This is a genomic window from Kosakonia sp. MH5 (assembly GCF_009935945.1).
GTDB lineage: Bacteria > Pseudomonadota > Gammaproteobacteria > Enterobacterales > Enterobacteriaceae > Kosakonia > Kosakonia radicincitans.
This window is the reverse complement of the sequence record NZ_QODH01000004.1, coordinates 444,187-460,347: the sequence shown is the minus strand read 5'-3', so window position 1 is coordinate 460,347 and position 16,161 is coordinate 444,187. Positions and strand designations below refer to the sequence as shown.

The window sequence follows — 16,161 nt, the reverse complement described above, 5'->3', positions numbered from 1 at the left end:
TTAGGGCAGGCCGCAAGGCATTGAGGAGAAGCTCATGGCCGGCGCAAAAGAGATACGTAGTAAGATCGCAAGCGTCCAGAACACGCAAAAGATCACTAAAGCGATGGAGATGGTCGCCGCTTCCAAAATGCGTAAATCGCAGGACAGAATGGCGGCCAGCCGTCCTTATGCAGATACCATGCGCAAAGTGATTGGTCACCTTGCTCACGGTAATCTGGAATATAAGCACCCTTACCTGGAAGAACGCGACGTTAAACGCGTGGGCTACCTGGTGGTGTCGACCGACCGTGGTCTGTGCGGCGGCTTGAACATTAACCTGTTCAAAAAGCTGCTGGCGGATATGAAAGCATGGTCCGATAAAGGCGTTCAGAGCGAACTCGCAATGATCGGCTCCAAGGGCGTAGCGTTCTTTAATTCCGTCGGTGCGAACGTTGTCGCGCAGGTGACAGGTATGGGGGATAACCCTTCCCTGTCCGAACTGATTGGACCGGTAAAAGTGATGTTGCAGGCCTATGACGAAGGCCGTCTGGACAAGCTTTATATTGTCAGCAACAAATTTATCAACACCATGTCTCAGGTGCCAACCATCACCCAACTGCTGCCGCTGCCGGCTTCAGAGGATGAAGGCTTGAAGCATAAAGCCTGGGATTATCTGTATGAACCAGACCCGAAAGCGCTGCTGGATACCCTGCTGCGTCGTTACGTCGAGTCTCAGGTTTATCAGGGTGTTGTGGAAAACCTGGCCAGCGAGCAGGCCGCACGTATGGTGGCGATGAAAGCCGCAACCGATAATGGTGGCAGCCTGATTAAAGAGCTGCAGTTGGTATACAACAAGGCTCGTCAGGCCAGCATTACTCAGGAACTCACCGAGATCGTCGGTGGTGCATCCGCGGTATAACCAGGTTAATTCGTAGAGGATTCAAGATGGCTACTGGAAAAATTGTCCAGGTAATCGGCGCCGTGGTTGACGTCGAATTCCCTCAGGATGCCGTACCGCGTGTGTACGATGCTCTTGAGGTGCAAAATGGTAATGAGCGTCTGGTGCTGGAAGTTCAGCAGCAGCTCGGCGGCGGTATCGTACGTACCATCGCAATGGGTTCCTCCGACGGTCTGCGTCGCGGTCTGGAAGTTAAAGACCTCGAGCACCCGATCGAAGTCCCGGTAGGTAAAGCAACACTGGGTCGTATCATGAACGTACTGGGTGAACCAGTAGACATGAAAGGCGACATCGGTGAGGAAGAGCGTTGGGCTATCCACCGCGCAGCACCGACCTATGAAGAGTTGTCAAACTCTCAGGAACTGCTGGAAACCGGTATCAAAGTTATCGACCTGATGTGTCCGTTTGCTAAGGGCGGTAAAGTTGGTCTGTTCGGTGGTGCGGGTGTAGGTAAAACCGTAAACATGATGGAGTTGATCCGTAACATCGCGATCGAGCACTCCGGTTACTCTGTGTTTGCGGGCGTGGGTGAACGTACTCGTGAGGGTAACGACTTCTACCACGAAATGACCGACTCCAACGTTATCGACAAAGTATCCCTGGTGTATGGCCAGATGAACGAGCCGCCGGGAAACCGTCTGCGCGTTGCGCTGACCGGTCTGACCATGGCAGAGAAATTCCGTGACGAAGGTCGTGACGTTCTGCTGTTCGTCGACAACATTTACCGTTATACCCTCGCCGGTACTGAAGTATCCGCACTGCTGGGCCGTATGCCTTCAGCGGTTGGTTACCAGCCGACGCTGGCAGAAGAGATGGGCGTGCTGCAGGAGCGTATTACCTCCACCAAAACCGGCTCCATCACCTCTGTTCAGGCGGTATACGTACCTGCGGATGACTTGACTGACCCGTCTCCGGCAACCACCTTTGCGCACCTTGACGCAACCGTGGTACTGAGCCGTCAGATCGCGTCTCTGGGTATCTACCCGGCCGTTGACCCGCTGGATTCCACCAGCCGTCAGCTGGATCCGCTGGTTGTTGGCCAGGAACACTATGATGTTGCGCGTGGCGTTCAGTCTCTGCTGCAACGTTATCAGGAACTGAAAGACATCATCGCCATCCTGGGTATGGATGAACTGTCTGAAGACGACAAACTGGTGGTAGCTCGCGCGCGTAAGATCCAGCGCTTCCTGTCCCAGCCGTTCTTCGTAGCGGAAGTATTCACCGGTTCTCCGGGTAAATACGTTTCCCTGAAAGACACCATCCGTGGCTTTAAAGGCATCATGGAAGGCGAATACGATCACCTGCCGGAGCAGGCGTTCTACATGGTCGGTTCCATCGACGAAGTCGTGGAAAAAGCCAAAAAACTTTAACGCCTTAATCGGAGGGTGATATGGCAATGACTTACCACCTGGACGTCGTCAGCGCAGAGTTACAAATGTTCTCTGGTCTGGTCGAAAAAATCCAGGTAACGGGTAGCGAAGGTGAACTGGGGATTTACCCGGGTCACGCGCCGCTGCTCACCGCCATTAAGCCTGGTATGATCCGCATCGTGAAACAGCACGGTCATGAAGAGTTTATCTATCTGTCCGGCGGCATTCTTGAAGTGCAGCCTGGCACAGTGACCGTTCTGGCTGATACTGCTATTCGTGGTCAGGATCTCGACGAAGCGCGAGCCCTGGAATCGAAACGCAAAGCAGAAGAGCACATTAAAGCTTCTCACGGTGACGTGGATTACGCTCAGGCGTCTGCGGAACTGGCGAAAGCTATCGCGAAACTGCGTGTTATCGAGTTGACCAAAAAAGCGATGTAACACCGGCTTGAACCTAAAAGGCCAGTCTGATTTCCAGGCTGGCTTTTTTTATGGCTGCGTTTCAGAAAAATCAGAACTGAAAATGCGTTTTATTATTTTGTGATATGAGTCACAAAAATGTTGATCGGTTAAAAAATGAGGGGTAGACTTCTTTTTGTGATGTAAATCACAAAAAACACTCTCACTTATCAGGACGCCATCATGAAACTGATCAATAAAATCATCGCTCTTTTCAGCAACATGAACATTTCTTTCGGTACGTTCAACCACTAATGTGCTGATACGCTGAGTGGCGCCGCGCTTACCGTTGTGTGATAAGCGAAGCGCTATCTGGCATCACTGGCTGAGTTGCACCAGATACGGTTTACTATCCAGTTCTTTTTGCGCCAGATTTACGCTTTTACCGTCGATGATAAAGTAGTTCGTCTCATCCACATTCCCCACCACTGAATCATCATATTTTCCCGGCTTACTGCGCACAGATATGTTGCCGCTAAACACGCCTTGCGTTGACGCATCGCCATACGGGGCCGGACGAAAGATGAAATTAAAGCGTTGGTTATCGACAGCAATATTGTTTTCAACCCGCAGTTTCCCCGGATTGAAGTTATCGGTAAAACCATCCAGATAATTACCTATCGCCTTACTGTTACGAACCTGATGCGCGACCGGTTGCCCTTCGCCCCCCAGTTTGAAACCGTTACTGGTATTGTTGCTGGCAATAGAATCCTCGATCACCACAACGCCATTTGCGCCATCCTCGATTTTGTTAAACAGGTCAAAACCATCATCAATATTGTCATGTGAATAGCAGCGTTTCAGGTGATTGCCTTCGCCAACGCGCATCTTCACGGCAAAACCATCAGCGTTAATTTTCCCCGGATCTTCATTACCCCAGGATTCCGAATCGATAACGAGGTTGTTGCTCGCCCACAGGGCGCGGCCCACTTTTTCCGGCGATGAAATCTGAATACCGGTATCGTCATTACGCCAGGCGACCACTTTTTCGATGACGTTATGGCTGCCCTGAATACGCAAGCTTTTCTCGGTCACTTCTATACCTTTAATGTGCCAGTAGCTGGCGTCAATCAGCAAGCCGTGGATCACGGCTTTTCCATCCGCTTGCAGGATTTTCTGTTTATCGCGCACTCCACTGGCGGAAAGAGGGATCTCCGTTTGTGCATAATCCCCGGCCTGCAACACAATTTTGCCGCCTGGCGGCAGTAAGCGAATCGCGCTGGTCAGATCCAGAGGGGATGCAGCCGTACCTTTACCTTCGCTTTTACCCTGGGGGGCGACATACAACGTTGCTGCTGTCGGGCCGGCAATTTTCTCTACCTTAATCTGCTGGCTGACAGGCGTATTGTCGCTGGCGCTGGAGGGCATAAATGTCACTGCAAACGTGGCATTGCCACTCAGTGTGGCGGGCAGGGTATACATTTCCCCCGCTTTAACCGGTTTTTCATTACCGATCACCACTTCGTCCTGCCGGGTACTGAACAGGCCATCATAATTGGCTCGTGCCTGTAATGTGTATTTGTCGCTGCTGCTTTGCGCAGGAGAGGCAATTTGCACCACGACTGGTAGCGGTTTAGCCTGCCAGGGTTTTGTCACAGCGGTATGCGCCGTTGAAGTGGTCAACGAAGCATCGCTGATGGTGATTTTGGCATTACGCGAGGCAAAGAAACCGACGTAATAATGATCCTTATACTGTATGGAGATAAGATCTGCGCGCGGTACGCTGCGGCTAACCCATTGGTCGCTGCCTTGCGGCGCCCAGGCCGTGATAAAACCGTCGTTGGTGCGCTCCAGTTTCAGGCGAAAGGTCGGCGTCTGGCGCAGATCAATCTCTTCCTGATAGCTCTGTTTCACTATTGCCGCACCAGCATTACCCCAGGGCTGCGTGATCCCTTCACGGGAGATCGCCTGCATCTTCACGCGAAAATTGTCTTTTTTATCCTGCGTCATGATGGCATTCATCACCATATTCGACGCCGCAGGAAACTCCTCATAACCTTCTTTAAGCGGCTGCTGACGCGGATTGCCAATCACGTCACGCACCAGCAATCCGGCACCCTCCTGTGCCGCGGGTTTCGCGCCGTTTTCCGGGCCGAACTGCTCAACGGTCACGGTGGCCTGTAAAACGAAGTTTTCACTGCCAGGCAAAGTGGTATAAAAGAACGTCAGGCCGTCATGAGCGTTGGCGATTTTACCGCCTCGGCTTTCGAGGGTAACGGGCCTGGAGAGATCGGCACTGTCCGTTACGGAGAGTTTTTTGCCGTCAATGGTGACATCATTCACGCCAATCTTTTCCGGCAGAACATTCGATGAAAAGTTCACGTCGGTCGATTGGCCAAAAGCGATTGCTTTCCAGACCGTTGCTGATGATGGAAAAGCGATAAGCGAGCTACAAACCGTTAAAGCCAGAGGTATTTTATAATTCATTTTATTCTCCTGATTGATTATTGCCCGCCATTATCTTCAAGATGAAACGCTGTTTCTTTTTTATGCGTCACAATCTCCAATGATCAAAACGACGTTTTGTTTTTGCACGATCTTTATTCAGGATGAAAAAAAACAGCTAACCCATTGTATGAATTAGCGGCAAACAGAAATGGAGATATTTTTTAGCGGCAAACCTGGTTGCTTTGTCGGTAAAATAGCCCGCAAAAGCGCAGTAACTGTGGATGTTGGGCGTTTCACCAGCATTCCATTTCATGCTACAAAATATGTAGAATTTTCAATATGAAAGAGGTTAACTTCTTTCTCCAATGACAGTCAGGACGCGTATGTTGAATACAAAAATGAGTGTGGTGATCCTTGCCGCAGGTAAAGGCACACGCATGTACTCCGATATTCCCAAAGTGCTGCATACCCTTGCAGGGAAAGCGATGGTTCAGCATGTCATTGATACTGCTAATCTTCTCGGCGCCGATAATGTTCATCTGGTTTATGGCCACGGTGGCGATTTGCTCAAACAACATCTCGCTGATATCAAGCTTAACTGGGTCCTGCAGGCAGAACAGTTGGGCACCGGCCATGCGATGCAGCAGGCTGCGCCGTTCTTTGCAGACGATGAAGATATTTTAATGCTCTACGGCGATGTGCCGCTGATCTCGCTGGAGACGTTGCAGCGTCTGCGCGATGCGAAACCGCAGGGCGGCATCGGTCTGTTAACGGTGGTGCTCGACGACCCGACGGGTTACGGGCGTATCACGCGTGAAAACGGCGCGGTGACAGGCATTGTTGAACAGAAAGATGCCACTGAAGAACAGCGTAAGATCACCGAGATCAACACCGGCATTCTGATTGCCAACGGCGGCGATCTGAAACGCTGGTTGAGCAAACTGACTAACAATAATGCGCAGGGTGAATATTACATCACGGATATCATCAGCCTTGCCTGGCATGAAGGCCGTGAGATTACTACCGTGCATCCGCAGCGCCTGAGCGAAGTAGAAGGTGTGAATAACCGACTTCAGCTATCCCGGCTGGAGCGTGCGTATCAGGCTGAACAGGCTGAAAAGCTGCTGCTGGCTGGTGTTATGCTGCGCGATCCTGCGCGCTTCGACCTGCGCGGTACGCTGGAGCACGGGCGGGATGTTGAGATCGATGCTAACGTCATCATTGAAGGCAACGTAAAACTGGGCGATCGTGTGAAGATTGGCGCAGGTTGCGTGCTGAAAAACAGCGACATCGGCGACGACTGCGAAATCAGCCCCTACAGCGTGGTGGAAGATGCGCGTCTCGAAGCTGATTGCACTATCGGGCCATTTGCGCGTTTGCGTCCTGGCGCTGAACTGCTTGCCGGTGCGCACGTGGGCAACTTCGTGGAAATGAAAAAAGCGCGTCTGGGCAAAGGCTCGAAAGCGGGCCATCTGACTTACCTGGGCGATGCGGAAATCGGCGACAACGTGAATGTTGGCGCGGGTGTTATCACCTGTAATTACGATGGTGCAAACAAGCACAAAACCATTATTGGCGATGATGTGTTTGTTGGTTCCGATACACAGCTGGTGGCGCCGGTTACCGTTGCCAAAGGTGCGACTATCGCCGCCGGGACTACAGTAACGCGCAATGTTGCGGAAAATGAACTGGTTATCAGCCGTGTACCGCAAATCAATAAACAAGGCTGGATACGTCCGGTTAAGAAGAAGTAGCCCGGATAAGCGCAGCGCCATCCGGCAATGTATTCATAATGAATTTAGGGTGAGGGGAAAGATAATTCCTCCGCCCGGCAGGCAGTACCTATAAAAATAACCCCACTCTCTACAAGGCTCGGGGCGATACAGGTTGACCGACAACAAAAGGCATAACGCCTAAATCGGAATCGAAAAATATGTGTGGAATTGTTGGCGCAGTCGCGCAACGTGATGTTGCAGAAATCCTTCTCGAGGGATTACGTCGTCTGGAATACCGTGGCTATGACTCTGCTGGTCTGGCCGTTGTAGATGCAGAAGGTCATATGACCCGTCTGCGTCGTCTTGGAAAAGTCCAGATGCTGGCCCAGGCCGCAGAAGAGCATCCGCTGCATGGTGGAACTGGTATTGCTCACACCCGTTGGGCAACACACGGTGAACCGTCAGAAGGTAACGCGCATCCGCATGTTTCTGATCATATTGCGGTTGTACATAACGGTATTATTGAAAACTACGAGCCGCTGCGGGAAGTGTTAAAAGAGCGTGGCTATGTATTTGTTTCGGAAACGGATACCGAGGTTATCGCACATCTCGTTCACTGGGAGCTTGAGCAGGGCGGCACGCTGCGTGAAGCGGTTATGCGCGCTATCCCGCAATTACGTGGCGCTTATGGCACAGTGATTATGGATACCCGTGACAGCGGTACTCTGCTGGCGGCACGCTCTGGCAGCCCGCTGGTTATCGGTCTTGGCATGGGGGAAAACTTTATTGCCTCCGATCAGCTGGCGTTACTGCCGGTGACGCGTCGCTTTATCTTCCTTGAAGAGGGCGATATTGCGGAAGTGACTCGCCGCAGCGTGACCGTGTTTGATAAATCCGGCGCGCAGGTAAAACGGCCTGATATCGAATCCAGCCTGCAATATGACGCGGGCGATAAAGGTATCTACCGTCACTACATGCAAAAAGAGATCTACGAACAGCCGAACGCGATTAAAAATACGCTGACCGGCCGTATCAACCACGGTGAAGTGGATCTGAGCGAACTGGGTCCGAATGCCAACGCGCTATTATCGCAAGTTGAGCATATTCAGATCGTTGCCTGTGGCACTTCTTACAACTCCGGTATGGTTTCCCGTTACTGGTTTGAGGCGCTGGCTGGTGTGCCGTGTGATGTGGAAATCGCCTCGGAATTCCGTTACCGCAAATCTGCTGTGCGTCATAACAGCCTGATGATCACCCTGTCGCAATCCGGTGAAACGGCGGATACGCTGGCGGCGCTGCGCTTGTCCAAAGAGCTGGGTTATCTGGGTTCGCTGGCGATTTGTAACGTGCCGGGCTCCTCGCTGGTGCGTGAATCCGATCTGGCGATGATGACTAAAGCCGGTACTGAAATCGGTGTTGCCTCCACTAAAGCGTTCACCACTCAGCTTACCGTTCTGCTGATGCTGGTGGCGAAACTGAGCCGCCTGAAAGGGCTGGATGCGTCCATTGAGCACGATATCGTTCACGGTTTGCAGGCATTGCCGAGCCGTATTGAACAGATGCTGTCGCAGGATAAACGCATCGAAGCGCTGGCCGAAGATTTCTCCGACAAACACCATGCGTTGTTCCTGGGGCGTGGCGATCAGTATCCGATCGCGCTGGAAGGCGCGCTGAAACTGAAAGAGATCTCCTACATTCACGCCGAAGCCTATGCGGCAGGTGAGCTGAAGCATGGCCCGTTGGCGCTGATTGATGCGGATATGCCGGTGATTGTCGTTGCGCCTAACAACGAACTGCTGGAAAAACTGAAATCCAACATCGAAGAAGTGCGTGCCCGTGGCGGCGTACTGTATGTGTTCGCCGATCAGGATGCGGGTTTCACCAGCAACGACAATATGCACATTATTGATATGCCGCACGTCGAAGAGGTGATTGCACCGATTTTCTATACCGTGCCACTGCAATTGCTGGCTTATCACGTTGCGCTGATAAAAGGCACCGATGTTGACCAGCCGCGTAACCTGGCGAAATCAGTAACGGTAGAGTAAACATTTATTGCCATAAAATGCGAAAGAGGTTGCCGGCGGGCAACCTCTTTTTTTTACTTTATTTTGTGAATTCTCATTCGTTTCAACTACTTTTTTATTGTCACAAAAATAAAATATGACTGAAATATTACTGTGATGTTTTTTATTAAGAGTTTGATTTTTATCTTTTTTATATCATGCGATAACGATATTTTTCCGCTGTCATCAAACAGTAACAATGATTGCATATAACTGTCATCAAAGTGTCCTATTTTGCTCGTCGTAGCCACTAAACAACGATTTACGATCCTTGCAGGAGACATTATGAACGTTATGCGTACCACTGTCGCAACTGTTGTCGCCGCGACCTTTTCTCTGAGTGCTTTTGCTGTTAATGCAGCAGCCAGCCTGACTGGTGCGGGTGCAACTTTCCCGGCGCCGGTGTATGCCAAGTGGGCTGATACTTACCAGAAAGAAACAGGTAACAAGATCAACTACCAGGGTATTGGTTCTTCTGGTGGAGTAAAACAAATTACTGCTAAAACTGTGGATTTCGGTGCATCCGATGCCCCTCTGGCTGACGATAAACTGGCTCAGGAAGGCCTGTTCCAGTTTCCGACCGTAATCGGCGGTATCGTGCTGGCTATCAACGTCCCGGGTATAAAATCCGGTGAGCTGGTGCTGGACGGAAAAACCCTGGGTGACATCTACCTGGGTAATATCAAAAAATGGGATGACGCAGCGATCGCTAAACTCAACCCAGGCCTGAAACTGCCTTCGCAGAACATCGCCGTAGTTCGCCGTGCTGACGGTTCCGGTACGTCATTCGTCTTCACCAACTACCTGGCAAAAGTGAACGAAGAGTGGAAATCGAAAGTCGGTTCTGGCTCTACCGTTAACTGGCCGACCGGTCTGGGCGGTAAAGGCAACGACGGAATCGCGGCATTCGTTCAGCGTCTTCCGGGTTCAATCGGTTATGTTGAATATGCTTACGCTAAGCAGAACAACCTGACCTACACCAAGCTGCTGTCTGCGGATGGTAAGGCTGTAAGCCCGACTGAGCAGAGCTTCTCCAATGCGGCTAAAAATATCGACTGGAGCAAATCCTTCGCGCAGGATCTGACCAACCAGAAAGGTGCTGACGTATGGCCGATCACCTCAACTACCTTTATCCTGGTACACAAAGAGCAGGCTAAGCCGGAGCAAGGTGCTGAAGTCCTGAAATTCTTTGACTGGGCCTATAAAAAAGGCGGCAAACAGGCTAACGACCTTGATTACGCAACCCTGCCGGATAGCGTAGTTGAACAAGTTCGTGCTGCATGGAAAACCAATGTGAAAGACAGCAGCGGTAAAGCACTGTACTAACAGCTGGTTTTTTTAGAACATGGCGGATGGCGCTTACACCATCCGCCTTACAGATCCTCTGTAGGCCTGGCCGCGTAAGCATTACCGGGCAAATTCGTAAGACGTTAAACTGAAGAGTAATTTATGGCTGCAACCAAGCCGGCATTTAATCCTCCGGGTAAAAAAGGTGACATGATTTTCAGCGCGCTGGTAAGACTGGCTGCGCTGATTGTGCTATTGCTGTTGAGTGGCATCATCGTGTCGCTGATTTTCTCCTCATGGCCAAGCATTCAGAAGTTTGGTTTTTCATTCCTGTGGACCAAAGAGTGGGATGCGCCCAATGATATTTACGGTGCGCTGGTGCCCATTTACGGGACAATTGTTACCTCTGTCATCGCCTTGCTGATCGCCGTTCCGGTGAGTTTCGGCATTGCGCTGTTTCTGACGGAACTGTCGCCGAACTGGCTGAAGCGTCCACTGGGTATCGCCATTGAATTACTGGCTGCGATTCCAAGTATTGTGTACGGCATGTGGGGGCTGTTCATTTTTGCTCCGCTGTTCGCGACTTACTTTCAGGAACCGGTGGGCAACGTGCTTTCTAACATCCCGTTTGTTGGCGCACTGTTCTCTGGCCCGGCATTTGGTATTGGGATCCTGGCGGCCGGGGTTATTCTCGCCATTATGATTATTCCTTACATTGCGGCGGTAATGCGCGATGTATTCGAACAAACGCCGGTGATGATGAAAGAGTCGGCCTACGGCATTGGCTGCACCACCTGGGAAGTTATCTGGCGCATTGTGCTGCCATTTACCAAAAACGGGGTGATTGGCGGCGTGATGTTGGGTCTGGGACGCGCACTGGGTGAAACCATGGCGGTGACCTTTATCATCGGTAACACCTACCAACTCGACAGCGCTTCGTTGTTTATGCCGGGTAACAGTATCACCTCTGCGCTGGCGAACGAATTTGCCGAAGCGGAGTCCGGCCTGCATGTTGCGGCATTGATGGAGTTGGGGCTGATTCTGTTTGTGATCACCTTTATCGTACTGGCTATATCTAAGTTTATGATCATGCGCCTGGCGAAAAATGAGGGGGCTCGCTGATGGCTACGCTCGAAATGCAAAGCATCACAAAGCTGGCTGAATCGCGCCGTAAAATGCAGGCTAAGCGCCGTCTGAAAAACCGCATTGCTCTGACATTATCAATGGCGACCATGGCGTTCGGTCTTTTCTGGCTGGTCTGGATCCTGTTGTCTACCGTAACGCGCGGCTTTGACGGCATGTCGCTGGCGCTGTTTACTGAAATGACGCCACCACCAAATACGGCAGGAGGTGGTCTGGCGAACGCCCTGGCGGGTAGCGGCCTGCTTATCCTGTGGTCGACCATTGTCGGTACGCCGCTCGGCATCATGGCGGGGATTTACCTGGCGGAGTATGGCCGTAAATCGCTACTGGCCGAAGTTATCCGTTTTATCAACGACATTCTGCTTTCCGCGCCATCAATTGTGGTTGGCCTGTTCGTCTACACCATTGTCGTCGCACAGATGCAGCACTTCTCCGGCTGGGCGGGCGTGATTGCGCTGGCGCTGTTGCAGGTGCCAATTGTCATCCGCACCACGGAAAACATGCTGAAACTGGTGCCGGACAGCCTGCGCGAAGCGGCTTATGCGCTGGGTACACCGAAGTGGAAGATGATTGCTTCCATTACGCTGAAAGCGTCTGTTTCCGGGATTATGACCGGGGTGCTGCTGGCCGTGGCGCGTATCGCCGGGGAAACGGCACCACTGCTGTTTACCGCGCTCTCTAACCAGTTCTGGAGCACCGATATGATGCAGCCTATCGCTAACCTGCCAGTGACCATTTTCAAATTCGCCATGAGCCCGTTTGCCGAATGGCAGCAACTGGCCTGGGCCGGGGTGCTGATTATCACGCTCTGCGTACTGCTGCTGAATATTCTGGCGCGCGTCATTTTCGCGAAGAGTAAACACGGTTAATTTTTGCGACGCGGCGAAAGCGGCGTCGAGTTGAGGAAAGAGATAAATGAGTATGGTTGATACGACGCCGGGCAAAATTCAGGTTCGTGATTTGAACTTCTATTACGGCAAATTCCATGCACTGAAAAACATCAGCCTGGATATTGCCAAAAATCAGGTAACGGCGTTTATCGGGCCGTCAGGCTGCGGTAAATCCACGCTGCTGCGTACTTTTAACAAAATGTTTGAGCTCTACCCTGAGCAGCGAGCCGAAGGCGAGATCCTGCTGGATGGCGACAACATTCTTACCAATACGCAGGATATCGCGCTGCTGCGCGCGAAAGTGGGGATGGTATTCCAGAAACCAACGCCGTTCCCGATGTCGATTTACGACAACATCGCCTTTGGCGTGCGCCTGTTTGAAAAGCTGTCGCGTCCGGATATGGACGAGCGTGTACAGTGGGCTTTGACCAAGGCCGCATTATGGAACGAAACCAAGGATAAACTGCACCAGAGCGGATACTCTCTCTCCGGTGGTCAGCAGCAACGTCTGTGCATCGCCCGTGGTATCGCGATTCGCCCGGAAGTGCTGTTGCTCGATGAACCCTGTTCAGCCCTTGACCCGATCTCTACCGGTCGTATCGAAGAACTGATCACGGAACTGAAACAGGATTACACCGTGGTTATTGTGACGCACAACATGCAGCAGGCTGCACGTTGTTCCGATCACACGGCGTTTATGTATCTCGGTGAGTTGATTGAGTTCAGCAACACAGATGATCTGTTCACGAAGCCGAAGAAGAAGCAAACGGAAGACTATATTACCGGGCGCTATGGTTGATTTGCTGCACCCTGAGGGTATAAGCGACCTTGTTACCACGTGAAATCTGTCGGGCATTTGGAGTGCACCATGGACAATCTCAACCTTAACAAACATATTTCCGGGCAGTTCAACGCTGAGCTGGAAAGTATCCGCACTCAGGTAATGACCATGGGTGGGATGGTGGAGCAGCAGCTTTCTGATGCGATCACCGCCATGCACAATCAGGACAGCGAGCTGGCCAGGCGCGTTGTTGAAGGCGACAAACAGGTTAATATGATGGAAGTCGCCATCGATGAAGCCTGCGTGCGCATCATTGCAAAACGCCAGCCAACGGCGAGCGATTTGCGTCTGGTGATGGCGATCATCAAAACAATTGCCGAGCTGGAACGTATTGGCGATGTGGCAGACAAAATCTGCCGTACTGCGCTGGAGAAGTTCTCTCAGCAGCACCAGCCGCTGCTGGTGAGCCTGGAATCGTTGGGCCGTCACACCGTGCAGATGCTGCATGATGTGCTGGACGCTTTCGCCCGTATGGATCTGGACGAAGCAGTGCGGATCTATCGCGAAGATAAAAAAGTGGATCAGGAGTACGAAGGCATCGTACGTCAGCTAATGACTTACATGATGGAAGATTCCCGCACCATTCCGAGCGTCCTGACCGCCCTGTTCTGTGCCCGTTCTATCGAACGTATCGGTGACCGCTGCCAGAATATCTGCGAATACATCTTCTACTTCGTGAAGGGACAAGATTTCCGTCATGTTGGCGGCGACGAGCTGGATAAACTGCTCGCCGGAAAAGATGTTAAAGAGTGATATAACGATAACCCCCTCGCTGTGAGGGGGTTTTTGTTGCAGGGTTATTTGGCCAGTAACTTTCTCGCCAGAGTATCAATATCCCCGTACTGCCACAGTTTTTCCTGCCACTGCTGCGGGATTCCATTAATACCGTAATACGCGCCAGCCAGTTGCCCGGCGATAGCGGCGGTGGTGTCCGCATCGTCACCGAGATTGGTGGCCAGCAGGATAGTTTCTTTAAAGTTTTTACCCTGCGCAAAGCACCACAATGCCGCTTCCAGACTCTGCACGCAGTAACCCGTACCGAAGATCTCCGCTCGCGTTTTCTTCAGGTAGTTCCCTTCAGCTATGCGACGCAGATTCTCCTGTTCCGGTAGCTGCGGGATAGCTGTCAGCGTTTCCCGCTTACTTTTACCGCTCAGGGCGTTCATCAGCATTTGTGCAAACAGGCGACAGCAGGCGAGCGCTTCTGGTGCTGCATGCGTGGTTCGCGATGAGGCTTCGGCATACTCCAGCGCCAATAACTCATCGGGGAAATACCACAGCACCACCGGCGCGAGGCGCATTAACGAACCGTTTCCTGCCGTTCTGGGATGGCTGGAACCGGCAAACGGATCGCCGTCATTCGCATATTTTTGCAATGCGTGTGCGACTGTCGTACCAATATCAAAACAGTGGCCGGTGGCGCTTAAGTAACCCCATTGCCACCAGTTCATATACCGGTTCATCTGATCCTTTGCATCAAACCCCTGGCGAGCGATCAGGCTTTCCGCAAGGCACAGCGCCATAGAGGTGTCGTCTGTCCATTGCCCCGCCTGCAGATGAAACGGCCCGCCTCCCACCATGTCGGTGATGGGCGGAAAGGAATCTTTTGCACTGAATTCCACCGCCGTGCCGACGGCATCACCGATGGCTAGGCCGAGCAAACAGCCCTGATAACGTTCGAGTAATTCCGACATCTGTTGTTCCTTATTCCGTGGAACTGCTCAGGAAAAATCCGCCCATAACCGTAATTTGCCGCAGTGTAAGCAGCGGAAGAGATATCCCTGGCAGTCGCCACCATCGAGCAGGTATTCCGGTAATTTCTCATAATCCATGCCGAAGGCATCGCAATCGGCCTGAATATCCACGAACTGGTCGAGTTTGTCAGCAATATCTTGCCAGCCAACGTAGCCGATAAACGCGCAGAAATCATTACAGTGCGCCAGCCAGTACTCCTGCTGCCAGCCACAATATCCCGGTGTTCTCTGAGTCAATTCCTGCAAACTGGCTTCCGGCCACGGATTTTTGAAACCGGTAAATTCACCCTCATCATCGAACAGGCTGTCCACACCTTCAATGCTGGACTTATCGTGAAAGCTGCCGCCAAATTTTTGCGCGGCGGAACCATCCGCGATGCACCACGGGCAAAGGGTATCGACATCCGCTGTGGTGTAAAACGGGTTGGTGTAATACACGTCCGTTAGCTGTTCACAGCAGGCGCAAGTCACAGTTTTTCTTTGTGAAAAGACGCCCGTGTCCAGGGGCTGAGGGTGGTACTTAAATACCGGGAGAGAACGGTTTGTCTGAGCCATAAAAACATCCTGTTTAGTGGTTTAGATTAACGCGTAACATGCCACCCACGCGCACGCCAGAGTTCCGGCAGCTGCGCTAAATCAGTGAACGTCGTCACTTTAGGGTGATCAATGGGTTTGTTATGCGGATCGGCGCAGAAGTAATACACTTCCATCCCTGCCGCGATTCCTGATTGTGCCCCAGCGGAGGAGTCGTCCACCAGAATACAGTTCACAGGATCAACATTCAGCGCTCTGGCTGCATGGTACATTAACGCCGGATCGGGCTTCCAGCGTTGGATGTCATAACCGCTAAACAGTTTTCCAGGAAAGTGATGTAGCATGCCTAATTTGCCCAATGAGTGTTGCATTTTGCTGACCGGGCCATTAGAAACCACACACATCGGTACACTCACTGCATCCAGCAATGCGTTCGCACCGGCAATTACTTCCAGTTCGCTGTCGAACAGGCGCGCCACTTCCGCACGATAAATGGGTTCAAGCGCCTCTTTCTCCAGGCTTACACCGCGCTCTCCGGCGATGACATCAATAATTTCGTATAACTTCATGCCTTTAAAGCGTTTAAAGACCTCTTCCAGATCCAGTGTGATGCCAAAAGCCTGAAACATATGCACATAGGCGCGGGAACAAATAACTTCACTATCGACCAGGGTGCCGTCACAGTCGAAAAATATTGCATCAATGTGGGACATGCCATTTCCTGTTATTGCGAGTTTAACGTTTACTTAACGCAGATAGCGAAACGCAATCGTTGCCG

General features: G+C 51.8%; 14 protein-coding genes. 10 read left to right on the top strand and 4 right to left on the bottom strand.

Annotation, left to right across the window (positions count from 1 at the left end; genetic code table 11):
- Positions 1 to 34 precede the first annotated feature (34 nt).
- The 3 genes from atpG to DK872_RS14375 are packed head-to-tail and all read left to right on the top strand — an operon-like array spanning position 35 to position 2,747.
- On the top strand, positions 35 to 898 hold the full coding sequence (gene atpG, locus DK872_RS14385; RefSeq protein ID WP_007369372.1) for a F0F1 ATP synthase subunit gamma: 864 nt from the start codon (positions 35 to 37) through the stop codon (positions 896 to 898).
- A 26-nt stretch (positions 899 to 924) separates the two neighbouring features.
- Positions 925 to 2,307: a F0F1 ATP synthase subunit beta gene (atpD, locus tag DK872_RS14380; protein ID WP_007369373.1), complete on the top strand. Its 1,383-nt coding sequence runs from the start codon at positions 925 to 927 to the stop codon at positions 2,305 to 2,307.
- Between the two features lie 20 nt (positions 2,308 to 2,327).
- Entirely contained in the window at positions 2,328 to 2,747 is a 420-nt protein-coding gene (locus tag DK872_RS14375; protein ID WP_035886837.1) for a F0F1 ATP synthase subunit epsilon, read from the top strand.
- A gap of 336 nt (positions 2,748 to 3,083) precedes the next feature.
- Here the strand turns inward: DK872_RS14375 and DK872_RS14370 are convergent, their stop codons facing one another.
- Positions 3,084 to 5,192, bottom strand: coding sequence for a right-handed parallel beta-helix repeat-containing protein (locus DK872_RS14370; RefSeq protein ID WP_161518470.1), 2,109 nt, complete (start codon positions 5,190 to 5,192; stop codon positions 3,084 to 3,086).
- A gap of 344 nt (positions 5,193 to 5,536) precedes the next feature.
- On the opposite strand from DK872_RS14370, the gene glmU reads away from it, so the two are divergent.
- From glmU to phoU, 7 genes are all read left to right on the top strand, one after another.
- On the top strand, positions 5,537 to 6,907 hold the full coding sequence (gene glmU / locus DK872_RS14365) for a bifunctional UDP-N-acetylglucosamine diphosphorylase/glucosamine-1-phosphate N-acetyltransferase GlmU (protein ID WP_035886834.1): 1,371 nt from the start codon (positions 5,537 to 5,539) through the stop codon (positions 6,905 to 6,907).
- A 179-nt stretch (positions 6,908 to 7,086) separates the two neighbouring features.
- Entirely contained in the window at positions 7,087 to 8,916 is a 1,830-nt protein-coding gene (gene glmS, locus DK872_RS14360; RefSeq protein WP_007369381.1) for a glutamine--fructose-6-phosphate transaminase (isomerizing), read from the top strand.
- A 303-nt stretch (positions 8,917 to 9,219) separates the two neighbouring features.
- On the top strand, positions 9,220 to 10,260 hold the full coding sequence (gene pstS, locus DK872_RS14355) for a phosphate ABC transporter substrate-binding protein PstS (RefSeq protein WP_007369383.1): 1,041 nt from the start codon (positions 9,220 to 9,222) through the stop codon (positions 10,258 to 10,260).
- A gap of 123 nt (positions 10,261 to 10,383) precedes the next feature.
- Positions 10,384 to 11,343, top strand: a complete 960-nt coding sequence (gene pstC, locus DK872_RS14350; protein WP_007369384.1) for a phosphate ABC transporter permease PstC — start codon at positions 10,384 to 10,386, stop codon at positions 11,341 to 11,343.
- Positions 11,343 to 12,233 carry a phosphate ABC transporter permease PstA gene (pstA, locus tag DK872_RS14345; protein WP_007369385.1) on the top strand — a complete coding sequence of 297 codons (891 nt, stop codon included), beginning with the start codon at positions 11,343 to 11,345 and terminating at the stop codon, positions 12,231 to 12,233. Before pstC ends, pstA begins: the two co-directional genes overlap by 1 nt.
- Before the next feature lie 46 nt (positions 12,234 to 12,279).
- Entirely contained in the window at positions 12,280 to 13,053 is a 774-nt protein-coding gene (pstB, locus tag DK872_RS14340; protein ID WP_007369386.1) for a phosphate ABC transporter ATP-binding protein PstB, read from the top strand.
- A 69-nt stretch (positions 13,054 to 13,122) separates the two neighbouring features.
- The gene (gene phoU, locus DK872_RS14335) at positions 13,123 to 13,848 is read left to right on the top strand and encodes a phosphate signaling complex protein PhoU (RefSeq protein WP_007369387.1); all 726 of its coding nucleotides are present in this window, start codon (positions 13,123 to 13,125) and stop codon (positions 13,846 to 13,848) included.
- Positions 13,849 to 13,892: 44 nt separating this feature from the next.
- Here phoU and DK872_RS14330 read toward each other — a convergent pair whose 3' ends face one another.
- From DK872_RS14330 to yieH, 3 genes are read right to left on the bottom strand one after another with little or no spacing between them, the layout of a single operon-like run.
- On the bottom strand, positions 13,893 to 14,789 hold the full coding sequence (locus DK872_RS14330; protein ID WP_007369388.1) for an ADP-ribosylglycohydrolase family protein: 897 nt from the start codon (positions 14,787 to 14,789) through the stop codon (positions 13,893 to 13,895).
- Positions 14,790 to 14,816: 27 nt separating this feature from the next.
- Positions 14,817 to 15,404: a PF03691 family colicin E2 tolerance protein CbrC gene (gene cbrC / locus DK872_RS14325; RefSeq protein ID WP_035886833.1), complete on the bottom strand. Its 588-nt coding sequence runs from the start codon at positions 15,402 to 15,404 to the stop codon at positions 14,817 to 14,819.
- Positions 15,405 to 15,430: 26 nt separating this feature from the next.
- Entirely contained in the window at positions 15,431 to 16,096 is a 666-nt protein-coding gene (yieH, locus tag DK872_RS14320) for a 6-phosphogluconate phosphatase (protein ID WP_071921734.1), read from the bottom strand.
- Positions 16,097 to 16,161: the final 65 nt, after the last annotated feature.

Coding starts and splice junctions, on each gene's coding strand:
- atpG (WP_007369372.1), top strand. CDS start 35: ATGGCCGGCGCAAAAGAGATACGTAGTAAGATCGCAAGCGTCCAGAAC.
- atpD (WP_007369373.1), top strand. CDS start 925: ATGGCTACTGGAAAAATTGTCCAGGTAATCGGCGCCGTGGTTGACGTC.
- DK872_RS14375 (WP_035886837.1), top strand. CDS start 2,328: ATGGCAATGACTTACCACCTGGACGTCGTCAGCGCAGAGTTACAAATG.
- DK872_RS14370 (WP_161518470.1), bottom strand. CDS start 5,192: ATGAATTATAAAATACCTCTGGCTTTAACGGTTTGTAGCTCGCTTATC.
- glmU (WP_035886834.1), top strand. CDS start 5,537: ATGTTGAATACAAAAATGAGTGTGGTGATCCTTGCCGCAGGTAAAGGC.
- glmS (WP_007369381.1), top strand. CDS start 7,087: ATGTGTGGAATTGTTGGCGCAGTCGCGCAACGTGATGTTGCAGAAATC.
- pstS (WP_007369383.1), top strand. CDS start 9,220: ATGAACGTTATGCGTACCACTGTCGCAACTGTTGTCGCCGCGACCTTT.
- pstC (WP_007369384.1), top strand. CDS start 10,384: ATGGCTGCAACCAAGCCGGCATTTAATCCTCCGGGTAAAAAAGGTGAC.
- pstA (WP_007369385.1), top strand. CDS start 11,343: ATGGCTACGCTCGAAATGCAAAGCATCACAAAGCTGGCTGAATCGCGC.
- pstB (WP_007369386.1), top strand. CDS start 12,280: ATGAGTATGGTTGATACGACGCCGGGCAAAATTCAGGTTCGTGATTTG.
- phoU (WP_007369387.1), top strand. CDS start 13,123: ATGGACAATCTCAACCTTAACAAACATATTTCCGGGCAGTTCAACGCT.
- DK872_RS14330 (WP_007369388.1), bottom strand. CDS start 14,789: ATGTCGGAATTACTCGAACGTTATCAGGGCTGTTTGCTCGGCCTAGCC.
- cbrC (WP_035886833.1), bottom strand. CDS start 15,404: ATGGCTCAGACAAACCGTTCTCTCCCGGTATTTAAGTACCACCCTCAG.
- yieH (WP_071921734.1), bottom strand. CDS start 16,096: ATGTCCCACATTGATGCAATATTTTTCGACTGTGACGGCACCCTGGTC.